We start from the raw sequence: 21,870 nt of genomic DNA, 5'->3' as shown, positions 1-21,870 counted from the left end.
CCAGATTGCGAATTCCCCCTGCAGAAACAAAAAGGGCGGCCAATGGCCGCCCCTCTCAGTAACCGAACTTACCAGCCGGTTAGCTCTTTCAGGGCATCGCCAATACCTGCGAGGCTGCGCACAGTTTTTACACCGGCGTCTTCCAAAGCGGCAAACTTTTCATCTGCAGTCCCTTTACCACCAGAAATAATCGCACCGGCATGACCCATACGCTTACCCGGAGGCGCCGTAACACCTGCAATATAAGATACAACAGGCTTGGTGACATTTTCTTTGATAAAGGCCGCAGCTTCTTCTTCCGCGCTACCGCCGATTTCACCGATCATTACGATGGCTTCGGTTTGCGGGTCGTCTTGGAACAACTGCAGAATGTCGATAAAGTTAGAGCCGGGAATCGGGTCACCACCAATACCTACACAGGTAGACTGGCCAAAACCGTAATCGGTAGTTTGTTTAACGGCTTCGTAAGTCAGAGTACCAGAGCGAGACACAATACCCACTTTACCGGCCTTGTGAATGTGGCCAGGCATAATGCCGATTTTGCACTCGCCGGGAGTAATCACACCCGGGCAGTTAGGGCCAATCAGGCGTACACCCAGCTCATCGCATTTTACTTTGCAATCGAGCATGTCCATTGTAGGTACACCTTCGGTGATACATACAATCAACTTAATGCCGGCATTCGCCGCTTCTAAAATTGAATCCTTACAGAAAGGCGCAGGTACGTAGATAACAGACGCTTCGGCGCCAGTTTCTTCTACCGCTTCAGCAACGGTGTTAAAAACCGGCAGGCCCAAGTGAGTTTGACCACCTTTGCCCGGCGTCACACCACCAACCATTTTAGTGCCATAAGCAATGGCTTGCTCAGAGTGGAAGGTACCTTGTGAACCGGTAAAACCCTGACAGATAACTTTGGTGTCTTTATTGATCAAAACGCTCATTTATTTACCCTCCGCTGCTTTAACCACTTGCTCGGCAGCGTCAGTCAGACTGGTCGCAGCAATAATATTCAGACCACTGTCCGCCAAAACTTTAGCGCCCAGCTCGGCATTGTTACCTTCAAGACGCACTACCACAGGCACCTTAACGCCCACTTCTTCAACGGCACCAATTACGCCCTCAGCGATCAAGTCGCAGCGTACAATACCGCCAAAAATGTTAATCAAAACAGCTTTAACATTGTCGTCAGAGAGGATGATTTTAAACGCTTCAACCACACGCTCTTTGGTCGCACCGCCACCTACGTCAAGGAAGTTGGCAGGCTGGCCGCCGTGCAGTTTTACGATATCCATGGTGCCCATAGCCAGGCCCGCACCATTCACCATGCAACCAATGTTGCCGTCCAGTGCTACGTAGTTCAGCTCCCACTGAGCGGCGTGTGCTTCACGCTCATCTTCCTGCGAGGGATCGTGCATTTCGCGCAGATCAGCGTGACGGTACAGGGCATTACTGTCGATACCCACTTTGGCATCCAGACAGTGCAGATCACCGGCGGGAGTAATAATCAGCGGGTTGATTTCAACCAAGGCCAAATCTTTCTCTTTGAACATTTTGCCCAGACCCATAAAGATCTGCACAAACTGTTTGATTTGCTTGCCTTCAAGACCCAGCTTAAAAGCCAGATCGCGCGCCTGGTAAGGCTGTGGACCCACCAGCGGATCAATGGTCGCTTTGAGAATCTTTTCCGGTGTTTCTTCGGCAACTTTCTCGATCTCAACACCGCCTTCAGTTGAAGCCATAAAAACGATGCGACGGCTAGAACGGTCGACAACCGCGCCCAGGTACAGCTCTTTATCAATATCAGAGCAGGTTTCTACCAGAATACGGCTAACTGGCTGACCATTTTCATCTGTCTGGTAAGTTACCAGGTTTTTGCCCAGCCACTGTTTAGCGAATGCTTCGATTTCGCTTTTACTTTTAACCAGTTTTACACCGCCGGCCTTACCACGGCCACCGGCGTGAACTTGTGCTTTAACCACAAACTCTTCAACGCCGAGCGTATCGGCAGCAGCTACCGCCTCGGCAGCAGTTTGGGCTGCAACGCCCTTGGAGACGGGCAGACCGTATTGCGCAAACAATTGTTTGCCTTGGTACTCATGCAGATTCATGATGATTTTCCGTTTTGTTCACGTGACTGAAAATAAAGGCAGGCGCTGCGCTCTGGCAATGTCATGGCGCACTGTTTTAACCCGCCGCTGCTTTCTTCCCAGCTGTCCGGCACTGTGGCTCAAATCCGGACAACCATTGAAGAAACCGGCCTTTAGGCCGGCTCTTCGTGCTTCATATATTGTTGGAATAGTTATTTCTTGCGCTTGCGGTTAGGCATGTGAATAGCATGACCACCCACGGCCAGAGCCGCTTCTTTGACCGCCTCAGAGAAGGTCGGGTGACCGAATACAGTCATGCCGATATCCTCTGCGCTAGAGCCAAACTCCATGGCAATTGCCACTTGCTGCACCAGATCTGACGCTGACGGCCCGACAATGTGGGCACCGAGAATACGATCGGTTTTAGCATGTGCAATAATTTTAACCATACCCTCTGCTTCATCCGAAGCTACCGCTCGGCCTACCGCCATAAAGGGGAATGTACCCACTTCGTAATCTTCACCTTCGGCTTTGAGCTGCTCTTCGGTTTTACCCACAGAGGCCACTTCGGGGTGAGTATAGATCACGTTGGGAATGATATCGTAATTGACCAGAGGCTTCTGACCGGCGATACGCTCGGCAACCATAACGCCCTCTTCCGAGCCTTTATGGGCCAGCATGGGCCCGCGCACCACATCACCTACCGCCCATACGCCTGGGGCGTCGGTAGAGCAAAGATCATTAACGTAAATAAAGCCGCGCTCGTCGAGATTTACACCGCTGTCCTCGGCGAGCAGGCCTTCGGTGTATGGCTTGCGCCCCACACAAACGATGAGCTTATCGAACACTTCTTTTTGCTCGTTGCCATCTTTGTCGGTGTAGGTCACTTCAACTTCTTTCTTCTTACCGCGGCCTTTCACTTCGGTCCCGGTAACACGACAGCTCAGGCGAATATCCAGGCCTTGCTTGGTGAAGATTTTCTGCGCTTCTTTGGCGATCTGCTGATCCATAATCGACAGGAAGTTGTCCATGGCTTCCAGCAGTACTACTTCTGCGCCCACACGCTTCCATACACTACCCAGCTCAAGACCAATAACACCAGCGCCAATAACCCCCAAGCGCTTTGGCACTTCCTGGAATTCCAACGCGCCAGTAGAATCAACAATAACGTCGTTGTCGACGGGGGCGACACCGATATTAACCGGGATAGAACCAGAGGCCAGGATCACATTGTCAGCCTCTAATATGCTAGTTTTGCCGTTATTATCGGTGAACTCAACTTTCTTGCCGGCCAACAGCTTGCCGGTACCGTAAAGGCTTTTAACTTTGTTGGACTGAAACAGGCCGGCAACGCCGCCAGACATTTGTTTAACCACCGCCTCTTTACGCTTAATCATGGCGGGCACGTCAATGGCCAGCTTACCGGTGCTGATGCCGTGGTTGGCAAAACCTTCCTCGGCATAATGAAATTTTTGCGAGCTATCAAGCAGCGCTTTGGATGGAATACAACCTGTGTTCAGACAAGTACCGCCGTTGATGCCTTTACCGTCTTTGTCTTTCCACTTTTCAATACAGGCGGTTTTCAGGCCCAGTTGAGCGCAGCGAATGGCCCCCACGTATCCGGCGGGGCCCGAACCAACCACAATCACATCGTATTTGTCAGACATAGTCTCATTCCCAATTGTTATCGCAATGCCGGCTTTGGTGTTCCGGCTCATCAAATGTCCGGGCGGCCGGTAAGCCACCCGGTGAATGCATCCGGTTTAGATTTCCAGCAGGATGCGCGCAGGATCTTCTAACAGCTCTTTGATTGCCACCAGGAACTGTACCGCCTCTTTGCCATCGATCATGCGGTGATCGTAGGACAGCGCCAGATACATCATAGGCAGAATTTCTACCTTGCCGTTCACCGCCATTGGACGCTCCTGAATTTTGTGCATACCCAGGATAGCGGTTTGCGGCAAATTCAGAATGGGCGTGGACAACAGCGAGCCAAACACGCCGCCATTGGTAATGGTAAAGGTGCCGCCAGTCATCTCATCGATGGACAGCTTGCCATCGCGGGCACGGCCACCGAAATCGCGAATGGTTGACTCCACCTCAGCAATGCTCATGTTCTCGCTATTGCGCAACACGGGCACAACCAGCCCTTTTTCGGTAGACACAGCCACACCGATATCCTGATAGCCGTGATAGACAATATCGTCTCCATCCAGCGAGGCATTAACCGCAGGAAAACGCTTCAGAGCCTCGGTAGCGGCCTTCACGAAAAAGCCCATAAAGCCCAGGCGGGTACCATTATGAATTTTCTCGAACTTGTCTTTGTACTGCTTACGCAGCTCCATCACCGGAGCCATATTAACCTCGTTAAATGTCGTTAACATGGCAGTAGAGCTGGTAGCTTCCAGCAGACGCTCGGCGATGCGCTTGCGTAGGCGCGTCATGGGTACACGCTTTTCCACGCGCTCGCCGGCAGGCATAGGTGCCGCGGCTGCTTGGGCGGGCTGGGCGGCGGCCGGCTCGGGCTTTTTGGCGCCGCTTTCGATGTGATTCATGACATCTTCTTTGGTCACACGGCCGTCTTTACCAGTACCGGCAACCGCGGCTGGGTCGATGTTGTTCTCATCGGCCAGTTTACGCGCCGCAGGGCTCAGAATTTTGTCGTCTGCACCAGAGCTGGCCGCAGGTGCCTCGCTCTTTTCTTCTTTTTTGTCTGTCTCGGCGGGCTTGTCGCCGCCGGCAGGGGCAGAACCGCTAGCGCCTTCGTCAAACTTGGCAATCACCTCGTTGGACAACACGGTGTCGCCTTCGCCTTTTATGACTTCGGACAAAACGCCGTCGGCGGGAGCTACCACTTCTAGCACAACCTTATCGGTTTCAATATCGACAATTAGCTCGTCGCGCGAGCAAGCTTCGCCAGGTTGCTTGTGCCAGGTGGCCACGGTGCCGTCCTGCACAGACTCGGGAAAAGTTGGGGCTTTGATATCAGTGCTCATTACGTATCCTTAGCTTAATACAGCTTTCAATTCAGTTGCGTGCTTATACACTCAGCGCTTCATTGATAAAACGCTTTTGCTCTTCTAGATGCACCGAGGCATAGCCGGCTGCAGGCGCTGCCGAGGGGTCGCGCCCCACATAGCCCAGATACAGATTGGGGTTTAATTCATACACCACACGACGCATATGATGCTGGCTCGCGTACCAGGCGCCCTGGTTCATCGGCTCCTCCTGACACCACATCACGTCTTTAACGTGGGCGTAAGGCGCGAGCGCCGCTTTTAGCTCTTCTTCCGGGAAGGGATACAACTGCTCCAGACGAATCAATGCAACATCATCTTGCTCGCGCTTGTTGCGCTCCTCGAGCAAATGGTAGTAGACCTTGCCCGAACACAGAACTACCCGCTTGCATTTCGCCGGGTCAAGCTCCTGCTCGCCAATCACGTTCTGGAAGGTGCCATTGGCCAGATCTTCCAAACTCGACGTTGCCAGTGGGTGACGCAAAATCCACTTCGGACTCATCACCACCAGCGGCCGACGCATGGGACGAATCGCCTGACGACGCAGCATATGGAATACCTGAGCAGGGGTGGTGGGAATCACCACTTGGATGTTGTGCTCGGCGCACAGCTGCATAAAGCGTTCGAGGCGAGCGGATGAGTGCTCCGGCCCCTGCCCTTCATAGCCGTGAGGTAACAGCATCGTCAAGCCACACAAACGGCCCCACTTGTGCTCACCACTGGTGATGAACTGGTCAATCACTACCTGGGCGCCGTTGGCGAAGTCGCCAAACTGAGCTTCCCAGATAATCAGGGCGTTAGGGGTCGTAGTCGCGTAACCATACTCAAATGCCAGTACCGCCTCTTCCGACAGGTAAGAGTCGTATAAATCGAAGGCCGGCTGGTTCTCGCTCATTTTGGCCAGTGGAGTATAGCGCTTGCCGTCTTTCTGACTGTGCAATACCGCATGGCGGTGTGAGAAAGTACCGCGCCCGACGTCCTGGCCGGTCATGCGCACCTGAAAACCTTGCTCAAGCAAAGTAGCGTAAGCCAGGGTTTCGGCGAAACCCCAGTTAATAGGCAGTGCCCCACCGGCCATTTTGCGGCGATCGTCGTAAATTTTTGATACCTGACGCTGCAGTACGATGCCGTCTGGCACATCGCACATTTTGTGCGCAACCGCCTGCAGAGCTTTTAAATCAAAGCCGGTTTCAGCAGGGGTCTGCCAGTCGTGACCGATGTAGGGCGACCAATCCACAAATAGCGACTTATCGGGCTCGGACACCAGACCATTGGCAACGCTTTCACCGCGATCCAATGAAGCGCGGTAATCGTCCATCATCTTGGCGGAGTCTTCGGCGCTCAGCACGCCCGCCTCAACCAATTTGTCGGAATACAAAGTGCGAGTGGTTTTTTGCTTGCGAATTACCTGGTACATCATCGGCTGGGTTGCCGAGGGATCATCCGCCTCGTTGTGACCACGGCGGCGATAACAGACAAGATCGATAACCACGTCTTTTTTGAACTCGTTGCGATAATCCATCGCCAACTGCGCGACAAACAATACGGCGTCCGGATCGTCGCCGTTGACATGGAAGATAGGCGCCTCGATCATTTTTGCCACGTCGGTGCAGTATTCGGTGGAGCGCGCATCTTCGCGGAAGCTCGTGGTAAAGCCCACCTGGTTGTTAATCACCAAATGCAAGGTGCCGCCGGTTTTGTAGGCGCGGGTCTGAGACATTTGGAAAGTCTCCATCACCACACCCTGGCCGGCAAAGGCGGCATCGCCGTGTACCACAATGGGTACAACCTTATCGCCTACGGAGTCGTCGCGGCGATCCTGACGGGCGCGCACAGAGCCCACCACTACCGGGGATACAATCTCAAGGTGCGACGGGTTAAACGCCATCGCCATATGAATCTCACCGCCCGGGGTCATGACGTTAGAAGAGAAACCCTGATGGTATTTCACATCGCCCGAGGTATCGACCAAGCGCTTACCTTCGAATTCGCCAAACAGTTCTGCAGGGCTTTTGCCGAACACATTGACCAATGTATTCAAACGACCTCGGTGCGCCATACCGAGAACAATTTCTTTGGCGCCGTAGCTGCCGGCGCGCTTAACCAGCGCATCCACCAGCGGGATAAAACTCTCTCCACCCTCGAGACCGAAACGTTTGGTGCCCGGATATTTGCTGTCCAGGTGACGCTCCAGGCCTTCGGCGGCGGTCAAGCGCTCCAGCACAGCAAGGCGCTGCTCGGGGGTAAAAGTCGGGTTAGAGCGCACGCTTTCCAACCGCTGCTGCAGCCATTGCTTTTCAGCAAGGTTGGTGATGTGCATGATTTCAGGCCCCACATGACCGCAATAAGTTTGCTCCAGTGCGGCGACTATATCTTTGAGGGGGGCTTCTTCGCGGCCAATAAACATATTGCCGGTTTGAAATACGGTATCCAGATCGGCAGAGGTCAGGCCGTGATAGGCCAAATCCAGATCGGGCACATGCTCACGCTCCATAATACCGAGCGGATCGAGCTTAGCTTTTTGGTGGCCACGAAACCGGTATGAGCTGATCAGCTGCAGAACTTTAACTTGTTTGCGCTCGTGCTCGAGAGAAATAGAGGTCGCCACATTCGGCGAGGCGGCACTGGAGCGACTTTTGGCAAGCTGAGCAAACTGCTCGCGAATCACCGAGTGCGGTGTGTCTTGGGATACAACCCCATTTACACGGGGCAACTGGTCGAAGTAGTCGCGCCACTCTTCCGGCACGCCATTGGGATCATGTAAATAAATATCGTAGAGGTCTTCCACATATGAAGCGTTCCCACCAGAGATATGGGACGTACTCCATAGCTGCTCCATAAGGCTGTCTTGCATTCCACCCACCTTTTGTTAGGGATTTACCCTATTGGGCCACCCGGGCGATAACCTGGGCTCCCCTGCCAACATTGGCAGTTAGCTTCCAAAAACGCATCCAGCTTGTGGCCGAAGGCGCCGCTTAGCGTACCGGTTCAGAGCACGATACATACGCAAATGCGCCGCAGCGGGTTTTCCCTCTGACAGCGCATTAGCGTTACTCATTCATGCACAATTCGTCCTGTTAGGTCGCACTGCGCAGCAACATGGACCGTATGTGACCAATGGCCCGGGTTGGGTTCAACCCCTTGGGGCACACCGATACACAATTCTGGATGCCGTGGCAACGAAATACGCTGAAGGGGTCATCCAGGTTGGTCAGGCGATGTTCAGTTGCCTCGTCGCGGCTGTCTACCAAGAAACGGTAAGCCTGCAGCAAGCCAGCTGGGCCAATAAATTTGTCTGGATTCCACCAGAACGAAGGGCAGCTGGTTGAGCAACAGGCACAAAGTATACACTCATACAGGCCGTCGAGTTTAGCCCGTTCTTCCGGTGATTGTAAGCGCTCGATAGCCGGAGCCGGAGTATCGGTTTGCAGATAGGGCTCAATTTTCTTGTATTGCGCATAAAACTGAGACATATCCACAACCAGATCGCGAATAACCGGCAATCCCGGCAGCGGACGCAATATCAACTTACCTTTTTTAACGCACTCAGACAGCGGCGTGATACAGGCCAAGCCGTTTTTGCCGTTAATATTCATGCCATCGGAGCCGCATACACCTTCACGACACGAACGACGGTAGGACAGCGTGGTGTCCTGAGCTTTAAGCTGCTCAAGCACATCCAGCACCATCAGATCCTTGCCCTTAGTATCGATTTCGTAAGTCTTCATGTAGGGCGCGGAGTCAGTTTCCGGGTTATAGCGGTAAATCTCTACTTTCAACATATCTCACCACCCCATTAATAAGTACGAATTTTCGGCTCAAATGCGTCCATCGATTTGGGCGCAAAGTTTACGGCACGCTTACCCACACGCTTGTCGGCGGGGAAAAACATGGAGTGACACAGCCAGTTGTCGTCATCGCGCTCCTGGAAGTCTTCGCGAGCGTGAGCACCGCGAGATTCTTTGCGCTCCTCAGCAGCAATGGCGGTTGCCTCAGCCACCTCCAGCAGGTTCTGCAACTCCAGAGCCTCAATGCGAGATGTGTTAAAAGCATTGCTTTTGTCTTCAAGGCTGACATTGGCGATACGCTCGCGCAAATCGGCCAGCTTTTTAATCCCCTCCTGCATGAACTCGCCCTTGCGGAACACGCCGAAGTGGTTTTGCATCACGTTCTGCAGCTCGGTGCGCAAGGCGGCTGTAGACTCGCCACCCTTGGACGTATTAAGACGATCAAGGCGCGCCATGGCCGCTTCAATGTCCGAGTCGCGCGGCTCGCTAAGCTCAATTCCCTCACGCAAGCTTTTCTCGATGTACTGGCCCGCTGAGCGACCAAACACCACCAGATCCAACAGCGAGTTACCACCCAGACGGTTAGCACCGTGAACAGAAACACAGGCGGCTTCACCACAGGCGTAGAAACCGGGTATCACCTTATCATTGCCGTCGGCATCCTGAGTCAGCGCCTGACCACTGACATTGGTGGGAATACCACCCATCATGTAATGACAGGTTGGCACTACGGGAATCGGCTCTTTTACCGGGTCAGCGTGCGCAAAGGTGCGCGACAACTCCAAAATACCCGGCAACTTCGCATTCAGAGTTTCTTCACCCAAGTGATCAAGCTTGAGGTACACATGGTCGCCATTTTCGCCGCAACCACGGCCTTCAAGAATCTCCAGCACCATCGAGCGAGCTACCACATCGCGACCCGCCAAATCCTTCGCGTTTGGCGCATAGCGCTCCATAAAGCGCTCGCCATCTTTGTTAATCAGATAACCACCCTCACCCCGGCAACCCTCAGTTACCAGTGTACCGGCACCATGAATGCCAGTTGGGTGGAACTGCCACATTTCGATATCCTGCACCGGGAAACCGGCGCGCAGCGCCATGCCGATACCATCACCGGTATTGATGTGGGCATTAGTGGTAGAGGCATAGATGCGACCTGCACCGCCGGTAGCAAAGACAGTGGCCTTGGATTTAACAAAAACCACTTCACCATCTTCAATATTGATGGCAATAACACCGACAACAGCACCGTCTTGGTTTTTAACCAGATCGACGGCAAACCACTCGTTCAAAAATACGGTGTTGTTCTTTACGTTCTGTTGATACAGAGTATGCAACAACGCGTGACCCGTGCGATCCGCCGCCGCACAGGTGCGAGCGGCCTGACCGCCACGGCCGAAATCCTTCGACTGACCACCGAACGGGCGCTGATAGATCCGCCCCTCGTCGGTGCGGGAGAACGGCAGCCCCATGTGCTCAAGCTCAAAGACCGACTCAGGCCCCACCGAGCACATATACTCAATGGCATCCTGATCGCCGATATAATCAGACCCTTTAACAGTGTCATACATGTGCCAGCGCCAGTCGTCCTGCGGATCGGAGCTGGCAATCGCACAGGTAATACCGCCCTGAGCAGACACCGTATGCGAGCGAGTAGGGAAAACTTTGGTAATAACGGCTGTCTTGTAACCAGATTGCGCCAGCTGCAGCGCTGCGCGCATGCCAGCGCCACCACCACCGATGACGATACCGTCAAATGAAATCGTACGCATGTTAGCCATGAATCAAAGCCCCCAAAGAATTTCGATGCCCCAGACGGTATAGGTCAGCGCCACGACACCCAGAACAACCTGAGCAAATACGCGAACCACGGTGGCCTTGCCACCCAGCGTCATAGGAGTAATGTAATCGGTCAAAACAGCCCACAGGCCGATCCAGGCATGCGCCACAATAGACAGCAAGGTGATCAGACTAAAAACGCGCATCCAAAGCTGATCAAACAGCGAGCGCCATTGAGCAAAATCCAGATCGGGGTTTATCACCAAATACACCACCAGAAACACTACGTAAGCGGTCATGGCCACAGCACTGAGGCGCTGAATAAGCCAATCGTAAAGGCCGCTGCGGCCCAAGTTTGTAATTGCCGTTACCATACCCACACTCCTGCCAAAACGATCAGTACAACAGCCGCAAACAGCGCCAGCTTGGCACCGAGGCGCCCTCCCTCAAGGGTCTCACCCATACCACAATCCATAAACAGGTGGCGCACACCCATAGCCAAATGGTAGGCAAGACCGGCAAGCACGGCCCAAATAATGAATTTACATACAGGGCTCGCCAGAGCATCCTGCACAGCGGCAAAGCCTTCCTCAGAGCTGAGACTGGAATCCAACACCCACAGCAGTACCGCCACTCCGGCAAACAGGAAAACGCCTGATGCGCGATGGGTAATAGAAACAAGGGCGGTTATCGGAAGCTTGATCGTTGAGATCTCGAGATTGACAGGTCTTTTTTTGTTCACGGTAGCTAATCACCTTTGTGCCCGCTTAGGGCCGGTTTTAAAAATCAGCGTCTGGGGTCACCCATAGGGAGAATGCAAGGCAATGTGCGCCAAATGGGTGCAACAGAATAATCCCCCAGTCACATCCTGCAAGTCGCGGCGTATTATAGGGATTTGCCCCGCGAAACACAAATAAAAAAAAGGTCTGCAAAATGGATTTTTTGCTGATTTTCCAAGCACTTCGCCTCAACTTCTCAACCAGAATTGGTCAACCATCCGCGCCCAAACAGGGCATTTTGACACCCGCGCCCCATCCTGAACCACAAGCCCGCACCAAGACGGACCTAACGCTTAAAAAACCATCAGAGTTTCTGCATTAATTTACGTAAAAAAATACCGATAAAGCCGCAAAGCTATGCCTAGCTCATCAATCTCATCTATAATGCCGCCTCCTGACGGCAAGGTGGGGTGACTCGCCGGGTCGAGGAAAGTGTTGCCTGTTACACAGGACGAGAGCCGCTAGAGATTGCGATATCATTCCGCAATCGGCCAACATTAAGAGCTCTAAAGAGCCACAGCAACACCGTGGTGAGTGAAGTACACAGCGTTCCAGCGCTGCCAGCTCGCCCCCCAACCTTTTTAATAAAGTGTGCTGACCTGCCCTGGCGCCTGGGTATTGCGTGCCGTACGGTTGTGTCTCACTGAATGAGAAGTTCGGCCATTAATGTCGGCCAAACTCGACAAGTAACTACAGGAGTCCGTAATGACTGACAAAAAAGCGCGTTTAACGGTCGACGGCCAGGACACATCGGTAGAGCTGCCGATTTATGAAAGCGCCGTTGGCCCAAACGTTATTGATGTCACCAGCCTGACCAAAAACGGTTTTTTTACTTACGACCCGGGCTTTATGTCCACCGCCTCGTGCGAATCTCAAATCACCTTTATTGATGGTGGCAAGGGCGTGCTGCTGCACCGCGGCTACCCCATCGACCAGCTGGCTGAGCATTCCGACTACCTGGAAACCTGCTATCTGCTGCTAAAAGGCGAACTGCCCAGCACCGAGCAAAAGCAAGCCTTCGTTCAAGCCGTTAAAGATAACTCCTCCGTCGATCCCTCCGTTGCCAATCTGATTCAAAGCTTTGCCAAAGACGCCCACCCGATGGCCGTTATGTGTAGCGCAGTAGCTGCTCTGGCGGCGGTTTACAACGACGAGATCGACATCACTAAAGAAGAAGATCGCGAACAAACCGCCTACCGCCTAATCGGTCAAATGCCTACTCTGGCCGCGATGACCTACAAACACCTGAAGGGCGAAGATTTTATTGCACCCAATGCCGCATTGGATTACGCCGCCAACTACCTGAACATGACTTTCGGCAAGTCTGCCGACGATAAAGTCAGCCCAGTACTGGCCAAGGCCATGGATCGCATTTTCCTGCTGCACGCCGACCACGAGCAAAACGCCTCGACTTCAACCGTGCGCCTGTCCGGCTCCTCTGGCACCAACCCGTTTGCTGCTATTGCCGCGGGCATTTCCACTCTGTGGGGCCCTGCTCACGGCGGCGCCAACGAAGCCGTATTGAACATGCTGGAAGAGATTGGCAGTGTCGATAACATCGATACTTACGTTGCCAAAGCCAAAGACAAAGCCGATCCGTTCCGCTTGATGGGTTTTGGTCACCGGGTTTATAAAAACTTTGACCCGCGCGCCAAGGTAATGAAGCAAGCCGCCGATGAAGTATTGTCTGAGCTAGGGTTGGAAAACGATCCGCTGCTGGCGATCGCCAAAAAGCTGGAAAAAATCGCTCTGGAAGATGAGTACTTCATTCAGAAAAAACTCTACCCCAACGTAGATTTCTACTCGGGCATCATCATGAAAGCACTGGGCATTCCCACCGAAATGTTCACCGTGATTTTCGCCACCGGCCGCGCTGTGGGCTGGTATGCCCACTGGGACGAAATGGTCAGCAAGCCCTACAAAATTGGTCGCCCGCGTCAGCTGTACACCGGCTACACGCAGCGCGACTATCCGGCGTAAGTGCTCACAAGGCGCTAGTCGACAAAGGCCCTACGGGGCCTTTTTTATTGTCGGTAGAACGTAGAATACAAAAAAGCCCAGCGTGTTTGCGCACGCTGGGCCTTACTAGGCTAACTCACAATTGCAGTTAGAATGTACTGCTTAATTGCAGCCAGATTTTTTGCGTATCCGAGCCAAAATCATCCGCTTGGTAATCTGCGTACTTGAGCAGCACGCCCACCGGGCCAAAGCTTGTCGCCGCAGAAATATCAATCTCCTGGCCGTAATCAGTACTCTGATAATCCGATGCCAGATCGTGATATACCGCCATCAATTTTATTCCAGCCACACTACCAGAAGCACTGATGTAGAAATCCTCAATGCCGTCAGCGGGTGTGCTTAAGAAACGATCCGTCCACCCCTGAAACTTGTGCAAAGTGGCCAGCGAGGTGGTAAAACCCGCTTTGCCCTCATCCGACCCCAGCAACTCGTAACCACCGCCGAGAGTAACGCCGCCGAGCTTATAACCCGCATCCGCAAGAATATAATCCGCCTGATAAGAAACCGGATTATCACCGGCATCTTGCTGGTTGGCATATTCGAGATTGTAGCTGAACGCCTCACCCACTTTGCCAGCCCAGCGCAGCCCGTAAGAGTCACTGGACAAGGCCGCAGCGGATTTGTTGTCAAGCAAATAGGCGTAAGCGGATAACTTACCCGCGTCGCCAAACGCATAATTGAAATTCAACAAATGTGATTCGTGCTTGTGGTTACCCTGAGGGTTGTCGTCGCCAAATATGCGGTTAGCGTTGTAAACATAGGCGTAGAAAAACTTTGCTCCCTCCAAAGCTGTATTGCTAAAGGAGAAAGAGTCAAAGGTCTGATCGTTTTGGCGCCAACCGACTGCACCGATAAAACGCTGGTTATCCAGGGTGATGCGCTGGCGACCATAGCGAAATTCTGAAGCGCCGAGCCCTTTGTAAGAAACGAATGCCTGGTTGACCTCAGTGCCTTCCGGATCGGCAATCACCGCCGTGCCGGGATTGTTCGGATCATTGGGAGCGGTGCGATAGTCCACATCGGTCACCGATTGAACGTCGTCCATCTCCAGGGTTACACCTAAACCGTTAAAATCCGCCGTGGTGTAACTTAAGCGGGTCTTTAAGGTCAGCGCATCAGAGTCTTCTAAACCTTCCCATTCAACGGTTTCGTAGCGTAAACGCAGACTGACTTGCGCATCCCCATCGGTCAGTGCCTCTTGCAGGCTCTGCGCCTCTTGAGCCTGCGCCCCCACGCAGGCGGCAACACTGACTACACCGGCTAATTTGGCAAAATGCTTGTTCATTGCTTTTCTCCTAGCTCTGCAAAAATGATTTTTTGTCATTCTTCCCATCGCGCCCTATTTTGGACGTCTCTTGGATTGGCAACCATTGTGGGCTTTTTGTGTGCAATGCAAATTACACTTTCTGTCCGTCCACTCGAGTCAAATGCCCTTGAGCAAGCGATATGCCAGCGTATACACACGCCGCCAAAATAAATAAAACATTTAATAAAAACAGGGAGTTAAAACAACAAGAAGAAACCGCAGAACAGCTCAGACTAATTTGATGCGCAAATCACACGGCATAAATTCACGCACCAAGTTGCGATGCCTTAGGATTTTTCGCCTTAAAGTAAAGCACAGATTTTGCCCTACTTTTAAGCAAAGCAAGTGGTGCATTATTTCTAGCCCGCGCCATTACAAGGCATGGCTTTTTTAAGATAAAAAAAACGCCCGAACCGGGCGCTTAATAACTCAGTCTATTTTGACCACCCTGCCAATCAGGGCGACGCCCGCCATCAGATTACCAGCGTGGCACTCGTATTCAGTTTCACTGCTTACCTCGTTCTTTTTGTAGTAACTGCGAATGTCCACCACAGCATTACCACCTTCAGCCAGGGCGCGCTCTTGCATTTGCAACAAAGCCGACAACATTACCCACTTACACGCTTCTTCATCTGATTTATTAAAAGCATTGGTCTTTTTGTTGGTAACATACTCGCCCATTTTCGCAGCGGGCTCTGGGTAGGCTTGTTTGCCGAAATAAAAAGACACCTGCGGATCCAGGCGATCTTTAAACTCGGTCAACACATCCTCTACCGGCATCATTAGGGCGTCATCGCGAGCCTGAACATGAGCACAGCTCAGAGACAGAGCCAGCGCGATTAGCGCTGCAAAGTTGCGTTTTCGATTCAATTGCATTGTTCTATCCTTTCTTTGAGTTAATATGTTCCAGTCAATCGCCTGTGTCGTGCTCAGTTGCTTACTCCCTGACAGATTCGCGCAGGGTGACAAACTCCTCGGCAACAGTGGGATGAATACCTAGGGTTCGATCAAAGTCCGCCTTTGTCGCACCTGCGGTGATGGCCACTGCAAGCCCTTGAATAATCTCCCCGGCATCTAACCCCAGCATGTGTGCCCCCAACACTCTGTCGTCGGCCTTATTGACGACCAGTTTTACCAAGACCTTTTCGTCGCTGTCAGTAAGACTCAAAGGCATGGGTTTGAACTTGGCGGCATAAACTCGGACCTCAAAGCCCTGTTCGCGCGCCTGCTCTTCGGACAGCCCTACGGTGGCAATATTGGGCTGAGTAAACACCGCCGTAGGTATCAAATCGTAGTCGATCCGCAACTGATCTTCGCTATAGTCCTGGGGTGCAAACAGGCGCCGAGCCAAAGCCATGCCTTCGGCCAGAGCCACAGGGGTCAGCTCCTTGCGACCTACTGCATCGCCCAGCGCGTAAATTGACGGCTCTGCCGTCTGCAAGGTTTCATCCACTTCAATGGCGCCCCTGTCATTTACCACCACGCGGGTATTCTCAAGCCCCAGCCCTTGCAGCAGTGGCCTGCGCCCCGTGGCATACATAACCTCATCCACACTCAAGGTAGCACCAGTATCCAGCTGCACTTGCAAGCCGTCATTGTGCTCTATACCAGTGACATCGGCATTAAAATGTAGATGCACACCCTTGTCTTTCATTTGCTGGGCCATCAGCTCGCGAATATCCAGATCAAAGCCGCGTAATAATAAGTCTCGGCGGTATACCAAATGAGTTTCCACGCCCAGGCCGTTAAAAATACTGGCAAACTCACAGGCAATATAGCCACCACCAACAATAACCATGGCTCTCGGCAAATGTTCGAGGAAGAAAACTTCGTTGGAGCTGATTGCGTATTCGCGCCCGGGGAAGTCAGGGATAAACGGCCAGCCACCTACCGCAATAAGAATTTTCTTGGCAAAGTACTCGCGATCTCCCACCTGCACACAATTGGGAGAGAGAATTTTGCCGTGCCCTTGCAAAAGTTCTACACCGGCGGAGCTCAGAATTTTGTCATAAATACCGTTTAGGCGAGCGATTTCACGATTCTTGTTGTCCCGCAGGGTCGGCCAGTCAAACTCGGGACTGGCCAGCGTCCAACCGTAGCCCACAGCATGGGAGAATTGTTCGCGAAATTGTGAGGCGTAGACAAACAGCTTTTTGGGCACGCACCCGACATTAACGCAAGTGCCCCCCAGAGCCCGCTCTTCAACCAGCGCCACCTTGGCGCCCAGGCCTGCGGCTACACGACTGGCGCGCACGCCGCCAGAACCGCCACCAATTACCATCAAATCATATTCGGACATGAGCTTCCCCTAAGCTTATTTTAGTCATCATTCTACAGACCCAAAGCCTGCTGGGAAGTTACACTTCAATATCGATATTTGGGCGGTTATTGCGACGACGGTCGCCACCAGAGCGTGAATCAAAGCGTGAGGAGCGGTCGTTTTTGCGGCGATCACCCTTGCGCCTTTCTACAAACTTAGGGGGGGCATCCGGCAGACGCTTTGTAATCACCAAATCGCGATCGGGCTCATAGCCTGTAGCGGGCTTGGGCTTAGGGGCGGGGGTTAAGCGTGTGATAGGACCGAGATACACCATAATAGGTTTTCGGCTTTAAACGCCCTGGCTTTAGCGAAAAGTTAAGCCTTGGCCGAAAACCAGTCTAACCTGGAACGCAAAGCTACAACCTCACCCACGATAATCAGCGTGGGCCCTTTGATGTCGCGCTCTTTGACCTTGGTATTAATATTAGAGAGCTCTCCAACCACCACGGTTTGCGCACTGGTTGTACCTTTTTCCACTAACGCAACAGGCGTGTGCGGAGCGCGACCGTGCTCTACTAACTCGTGGGCAATTTGCTCTAACCCCAAAAGGCCCATATAAAACACCAGCGTTTGCCCTGGTAGCGCCAATTCGGGCCAGCTAAGGTTGGGGTTGTCGTTCTTTAAGTGCCCGGTGATAAAGCGCACCGACTGGGCGCAATCGCGATGCGTTAAAGGAATACCAGCGTAAGCCGCGCAACCGGATGCGGCAGTAATACCGGGTACTACCTGAAACGGAATGCGGTTCTCTGCCAGCAGTTCAATCTCTTCGCCGCCACGACCAAAAATAAACGGGTCACCACCTTTGAGGCGCAACACGCGCTTACCCTGTTGCGCCAGATCCAGCAGCAACTGATTGATCGCGGGCTGCTCCATACTGTGATCGCTGCGCTTTTTTCCTACATAAATGCGGTCGGCGTCACGACGCACCAGCTCTAACACTTCATTAGAGACCAAGCGGTCGTAGAGCACAACTTCGGCCTGCTGCATTAAGCGCAGCGCTTTGAGTGTCAAGAGTTCCGGATCGCCGGGGCCACCCCCGACTAAGTAGACTTCTCCGCCGACTTCATCGCGCGCGCTTTCCAACTCAGCCTCTAGCAGACGATCCGCCTGCGCGTCTTGGCCGGCGTATACGCGCTCGGCTACCGGCCCTTCGAGTATTCGCTCCCAAAAGCGACGGCGCTGATCACCGGTGGTGAATTTAGCTTTCACCGCTTCGCGAAAGCGGCTGGCTAAACCCGCCAGGCGGCCATAGCTGGCGGGCAACAAGCGCTCCAGCTTGGCGCGTACCATGCGCGCCAGTACCGGCGCCTCCCCCCCGCTGGAAATCGCAATTACCAGGGGTGATCGGTCTACTATAGCGGGGGTAATCACTGTGCACAGCTCGGGACTATCCACTACATTGACGGGTAAATGACGGGCCCGAGCATCGGCGGATATCTGCTCATTTACGCTCGCGGTGTCGGTGGCCGCCACCGCCAAAACGACGTTATCCAAATCGCAGGGCTGGTATTCGCGCAGCTGCACGCTGCCACCCGAATTTTGGACTAGCTCTTCCAACTCATTATCTATTGCCAAGGTAACCACATTTAAAGTGGCGCCGGCCTTTAACAGCAAGCGAGCCTTACGGGTGGCTATATCCCCTCCTCCGACCAGCAATACTCGCTGACCGCGCAAACGCATAAAGAAGGGGAAGTAATCCATAGCGACCTTTACACTCCGCCAATTCGAGTCGTACCACCCATATAGGGTTGCAACACCTCAGGCACCAGCACACTGCCGTCAGCCTGCTGGTAGTTTTCCAACACCGCCAACAAGGTGCGACCAATGGCTAGGCCAGATCCGTTAAGCGTGTGCAGCAACGCTGGTTTGCCCGTTTCGGGATCGCGATAGCGGGCCTTCAGGCGACGCGCCTGGAAGTCGCCGAAATTTGAGCAAGAAGAAATCTCACGATACTTATTCTGTGATGGCACCCAGACTTCAATATCGTAAGTCTTGGCAGCGGAAAAGCCGATATCGCCACCGCACAGGATCACTGTGCGATATGGTAGGCCCAGTTTCTGCAAAATGGCCTCGGCGTTGGCAGTCAGAGACTCAAGCGCGGCCTCTGACTGCTCAGGACGAACAAACTGCACCAGCTCGACTTTTTCAAACTGATGCTGACGAATCATGCCCCGGGTATCACGACCATGACTGCCCGCCTCAGAGCGAAAGCAAGGCGTGTGCGCGACAAATTTAAGCGGCAGTTTTACCTCTTTATCCAACAACACATCGCGCAACAAATTGGTCACGGGCACTTCAGCGGTCGGGATCAGGAAAAAATCGCGCTCATCATCGGCGATTTTAAATAAGTCTTCGGCAAACTTAGGCAGCTGACCCGTACCATAGAGAGAGTCGGCATTGACGATATAAGGAACATTAACCTCTTCGTAACCATGTTCGCCCAGGTGCGTATCCAGCATAAATTGAATCAATGCCCGGTGCATGCGGGCGATGTTGCCGCGCATCACGGCAAAGCGCGCACCGGTAATCTTGCTGGCGGTATCGAAATCCAAGCCCTGCAGCTGAGCGCCTAAGTCCACATGGTCTTTGACCTCAAAATCAAAGTCACGCGGCGTACCCCAGCGGCGCAGCACTACGTTGTCGTCTTCATCGGCGCCCTCGGGCACCTCAGCGACGGGAATGTTGGGCACGCCCGACAGATAATCGTCCAGTTTGTGCTGTATCTGATGCAGCTCAGTCTCGGCTGTAGCCAAATCCTGCTTTAACTGCTCAACCTCTTTCAACAGAGGTGCAATATCTTCACCGGCGGCCTTGGCCTTGCCAATATTCTTAGAGCGACTGTTGCGCTCGGACTGCAGGTTTTCGGTCTTGATTTGTACGGCTTTGCGCTCTTCTTCGAGCGAGCGCAACAGCTCCACATCGAGTTGAAAACCCCGCTTGGCGAGTCCTGTAGCAACCTCTTCAAGATTGCCGCGAATCAGTTTCGGATCTAGCATAGAAATGACTTTTTAACAGTTAATGGCTGGGCGAGAGCCCGAATTTTTGGGCGGTTAAGATAACATAAAGTGGGCCAAATACCACGAGGCAGTTACCACCAGAAGGCATCCGACTACATTGGCCAGCACGTAGATCAACGCCACCGAGTGCAGGCCATTTTGCCAAAGCAGTAGCGCATCCAAGGAAAAAGTGGAAAAGGTCGTCAGGGCACCGAGAAACCCAGTAACCAGCAGATGGCGCCAATAAGGCGCAAGCATGGCCTTCTCTACAATCACCACATACAGCAGAGCTACCAGAAAACACCCGAGCAGATTAACCACCAAGGTGCCCAGCGGAAAACGATTTCCCGCTAGCGGGTAGAGTTGGGTGGTAATAAAAAATCTCGCCATGGCACCCAAGGCGCCACCTGCGGCAACGAACAACCATTGCATGGTCAATCCCTCTGATAGCGTTTTGTCGAGCTGGCCGCATCCAAAGCCCGTAGATGTCTGAGTTTTTCGCCTATTTTCCCCTCTAGCCCACGATCGGTAGGATGATAGTAGCGCCGCTCGGCAATGGGCTCGGGCAAATAGTTTTCACCGGCGGCATAGGCACCGGGCTCATCGTGGGCGTAGCGATACTCAGCGCCAAAATCCATCGACTTCATCATGCTTGTAGGCGCATTGCGAAGATGCATAGGCACATCTAATGCCGGGTCGGATTTTACATCGGCCATAGCCTGATTAAAGCCATTATACACAGCGTTACTTTTGGGGGCGCAGGCGAGATAGGTAATTGCCTGGGCTATAGCCAGCTCGCCCTCTGGGCTGCCTAATCGCTCCTGGGTATCCCAGGCGGCGAGCGCCAGCGACAGGCCGCGCGGGTCGGCATTGCCGATATCTTCACTGGCCATACGCACTACCCTGCGGGCGATATAAAGCGGATCACAACCACCATCGAGCATGCGCGCAAGCCAATAAAGTGCGCCATCGGGCGAAGTGCCGCGCACGGCTTTATGCATGGCGGAGATCTGCTCGTAAAACAGATCGCCCCCCTTATCAAAGCGGCGCACATCGCCGCCCAGCACCTCGGCCAACACCTCTTCACTGATAAGCCGGGCGCCATCGCGCTCAGGCGCAAGGTCAGCGGCCAATTCGAGCAAATTGAGGGATTTGCGCGCATCGCCATCGGCCGCATTGGCCAATATGGTGAGCGCAGCATCGGCGATGGCAATATTTTCACCACCCAATCCGCGCTCGGCATCGTTTAACGCTTGGCGAATTACACGCTCGATCAGTTCACGCTCAAGCGAGCGCAAGACGTACACTCGGCAGCGAGATAAGAGAGCGTTATTTAATTCAAAGGATGGGTTTTCGGTAGTGGCGCCAATAAAGATAAAGGTGCCGTCTTCCACAAAGGGTAAAAAAGCGTCCTGCTGAGATTTGTTAAAGCGGTGCACTTCATCGACAAATAAAATTGTGGCGCGGCCACGCATTTGCCGCTCTTGCTGCGCCACTTGCACCGCGGCGCGAATCTCTTTCACACCGGACAGTACCGCCGAGAGGGTTTCGAATCGCGCGTCGGCGCGCTCGGCAAACAGGCGGGCCAGCGAGGTTTTACCCACCCCGGGCGGGCCCCATAAAATCATTGAGTGTAGCTGGCCTTTTTCTACCGCTTCACGCAGCGGCTTACCCGCCGCCAAAATATGCTGCTGGCCGATGTAATCGTCCAGACTTCGAGGTCGCATACGCGCAGCCAGCGGTTGGTGCACGGGCTCGGTGGCAAACAAATCGCCCATA

At 53.3% G+C, this 21,870-nt stretch carries 18 protein-coding genes; 1 reads left to right on the top strand and 17 read right to left on the bottom strand.

Going from position 1 to position 21,870, the window contains the following annotated elements:
- Nucleotides 1-68 precede the first annotated feature (68 nt).
- From sucD to sdhC, 9 genes are all read right to left on the bottom strand, one after another.
- Complete coding sequence (gene sucD, locus NHM04_RS00685; protein ID WP_254265137.1) at nt 69-941, bottom strand: succinate--CoA ligase subunit alpha; 873 nt, start codon at nt 939-941, stop codon at nt 69-71.
- Entirely contained in the window at nt 942-2,108 is a 1,167-nt protein-coding gene (sucC, locus tag NHM04_RS00680; RefSeq protein WP_254265136.1) for an ADP-forming succinate--CoA ligase subunit beta, read from the bottom strand.
- A gap of 191 nt (nt 2,109-2,299) precedes the next feature.
- Complete coding sequence (lpdA, locus tag NHM04_RS00675) at nt 2,300-3,754, bottom strand: dihydrolipoyl dehydrogenase (RefSeq protein ID WP_254265135.1); 1,455 nt, start codon at nt 3,752-3,754, stop codon at nt 2,300-2,302.
- 96 nt (nt 3,755-3,850) lie between these two features.
- On the bottom strand, nt 3,851-5,083 hold the full coding sequence (odhB, locus tag NHM04_RS00670) for a 2-oxoglutarate dehydrogenase complex dihydrolipoyllysine-residue succinyltransferase (protein ID WP_254265134.1): 1,233 nt from the start codon (nt 5,081-5,083) through the stop codon (nt 3,851-3,853).
- A 43-nt stretch (nt 5,084-5,126) separates the two neighbouring features.
- Nucleotides 5,127-7,958 (bottom strand): 2-oxoglutarate dehydrogenase E1 component, encoded by a 2,832-nt coding sequence (locus NHM04_RS00665; protein WP_254265133.1) that lies wholly within the window; start codon nt 7,956-7,958, stop codon nt 5,127-5,129.
- A 223-nt stretch (nt 7,959-8,181) separates the two neighbouring features.
- A complete protein-coding gene (locus NHM04_RS00660; RefSeq protein ID WP_254265132.1) occupies nt 8,182-8,886 on the bottom strand; it encodes a succinate dehydrogenase iron-sulfur subunit in 705 nt (234 codons plus the stop codon).
- Nucleotides 8,887-8,900: 14 nt separating this feature from the next.
- Nucleotides 8,901-10,673, bottom strand: coding sequence for a succinate dehydrogenase flavoprotein subunit (gene sdhA / locus NHM04_RS00655; protein ID WP_254265131.1), 1,773 nt, complete (start codon nt 10,671-10,673; stop codon nt 8,901-8,903).
- A 3-nt stretch (nt 10,674-10,676) separates the two neighbouring features.
- A complete protein-coding gene (gene sdhD, locus NHM04_RS00650; RefSeq protein WP_254265130.1) occupies nt 10,677-11,045 on the bottom strand; it encodes a succinate dehydrogenase, hydrophobic membrane anchor protein in 369 nt (122 codons plus the stop codon).
- Nucleotides 11,039-11,413, bottom strand: coding sequence for a succinate dehydrogenase, cytochrome b556 subunit (gene sdhC, locus NHM04_RS00645; RefSeq protein WP_254265129.1), 375 nt, complete (start codon nt 11,411-11,413; stop codon nt 11,039-11,041). Before sdhC ends, sdhD begins: the two co-directional genes overlap by 7 nt.
- Before the next feature lie 742 nt (nt 11,414-12,155).
- Here sdhC and NHM04_RS00640 point away from each other — a divergent pair.
- Complete coding sequence (locus NHM04_RS00640; protein WP_254265128.1) at nt 12,156-13,430, top strand: citrate synthase; 1,275 nt, start codon at nt 12,156-12,158, stop codon at nt 13,428-13,430.
- 127 nt (nt 13,431-13,557) lie between these two features.
- On the opposite strand, the gene NHM04_RS00635 is transcribed toward NHM04_RS00640, so the two are convergent.
- From NHM04_RS00635 to NHM04_RS00600, 8 genes are all read right to left on the bottom strand, one after another.
- Nucleotides 13,558-14,754 (bottom strand): alginate export family protein, encoded by a 1,197-nt coding sequence (locus NHM04_RS00635; protein WP_254265127.1) that lies wholly within the window; start codon nt 14,752-14,754, stop codon nt 13,558-13,560.
- A gap of 450 nt (nt 14,755-15,204) precedes the next feature.
- The gene (locus NHM04_RS00630) at nt 15,205-15,651 is read right to left on the bottom strand and encodes an excinuclease ATPase subunit (protein WP_254265126.1); all 447 of its coding nucleotides are present in this window, start codon (nt 15,649-15,651) and stop codon (nt 15,205-15,207) included.
- Between the two features lie 61 nt (nt 15,652-15,712).
- Nucleotides 15,713-17,074: a glutathione-disulfide reductase gene (gene gorA / locus NHM04_RS00625; protein WP_254265125.1), complete on the bottom strand. Its 1,362-nt coding sequence runs from the start codon at nt 17,072-17,074 to the stop codon at nt 15,713-15,715.
- Nucleotides 17,075-17,132: 58 nt separating this feature from the next.
- Complete coding sequence (locus NHM04_RS00620; protein WP_254265124.1) at nt 17,133-17,369, bottom strand: hypothetical protein; 237 nt, start codon at nt 17,367-17,369, stop codon at nt 17,133-17,135.
- Nucleotides 17,370-17,410: 41 nt separating this feature from the next.
- On the bottom strand, nt 17,411-18,796 hold the full coding sequence (gene cysG, locus NHM04_RS00615; RefSeq protein ID WP_254265123.1) for a siroheme synthase CysG: 1,386 nt from the start codon (nt 18,794-18,796) through the stop codon (nt 17,411-17,413).
- 8 nt (nt 18,797-18,804) lie between these two features.
- A complete protein-coding gene (serS, locus tag NHM04_RS00610) occupies nt 18,805-20,091 on the bottom strand; it encodes a serine--tRNA ligase (RefSeq protein WP_254265122.1) in 1,287 nt (428 codons plus the stop codon).
- A gap of 54 nt (nt 20,092-20,145) precedes the next feature.
- Entirely contained in the window at nt 20,146-20,523 is a 378-nt protein-coding gene (gene crcB, locus NHM04_RS00605; RefSeq protein WP_254265121.1) for a fluoride efflux transporter CrcB, read from the bottom strand.
- A 2-nt stretch (nt 20,524-20,525) separates the two neighbouring features.
- Entirely contained in the window at nt 20,526-21,869 is a 1,344-nt protein-coding gene (locus NHM04_RS00600) for a replication-associated recombination protein A (protein ID WP_254265120.1), read from the bottom strand.
- Between the last annotated feature and the right edge of the window lies 1 nt (nt 21,870).

The organism is Gilvimarinus sp. DA14, from assembly GCF_024204685.1.
In the GTDB taxonomy this organism is placed as follows: domain Bacteria; phylum Pseudomonadota; class Gammaproteobacteria; order Pseudomonadales; family Cellvibrionaceae; genus Gilvimarinus.
Note: the sequence above shows the minus strand (reverse complement) of the source record. Positions and strands in the feature narration are given on the sequence as shown.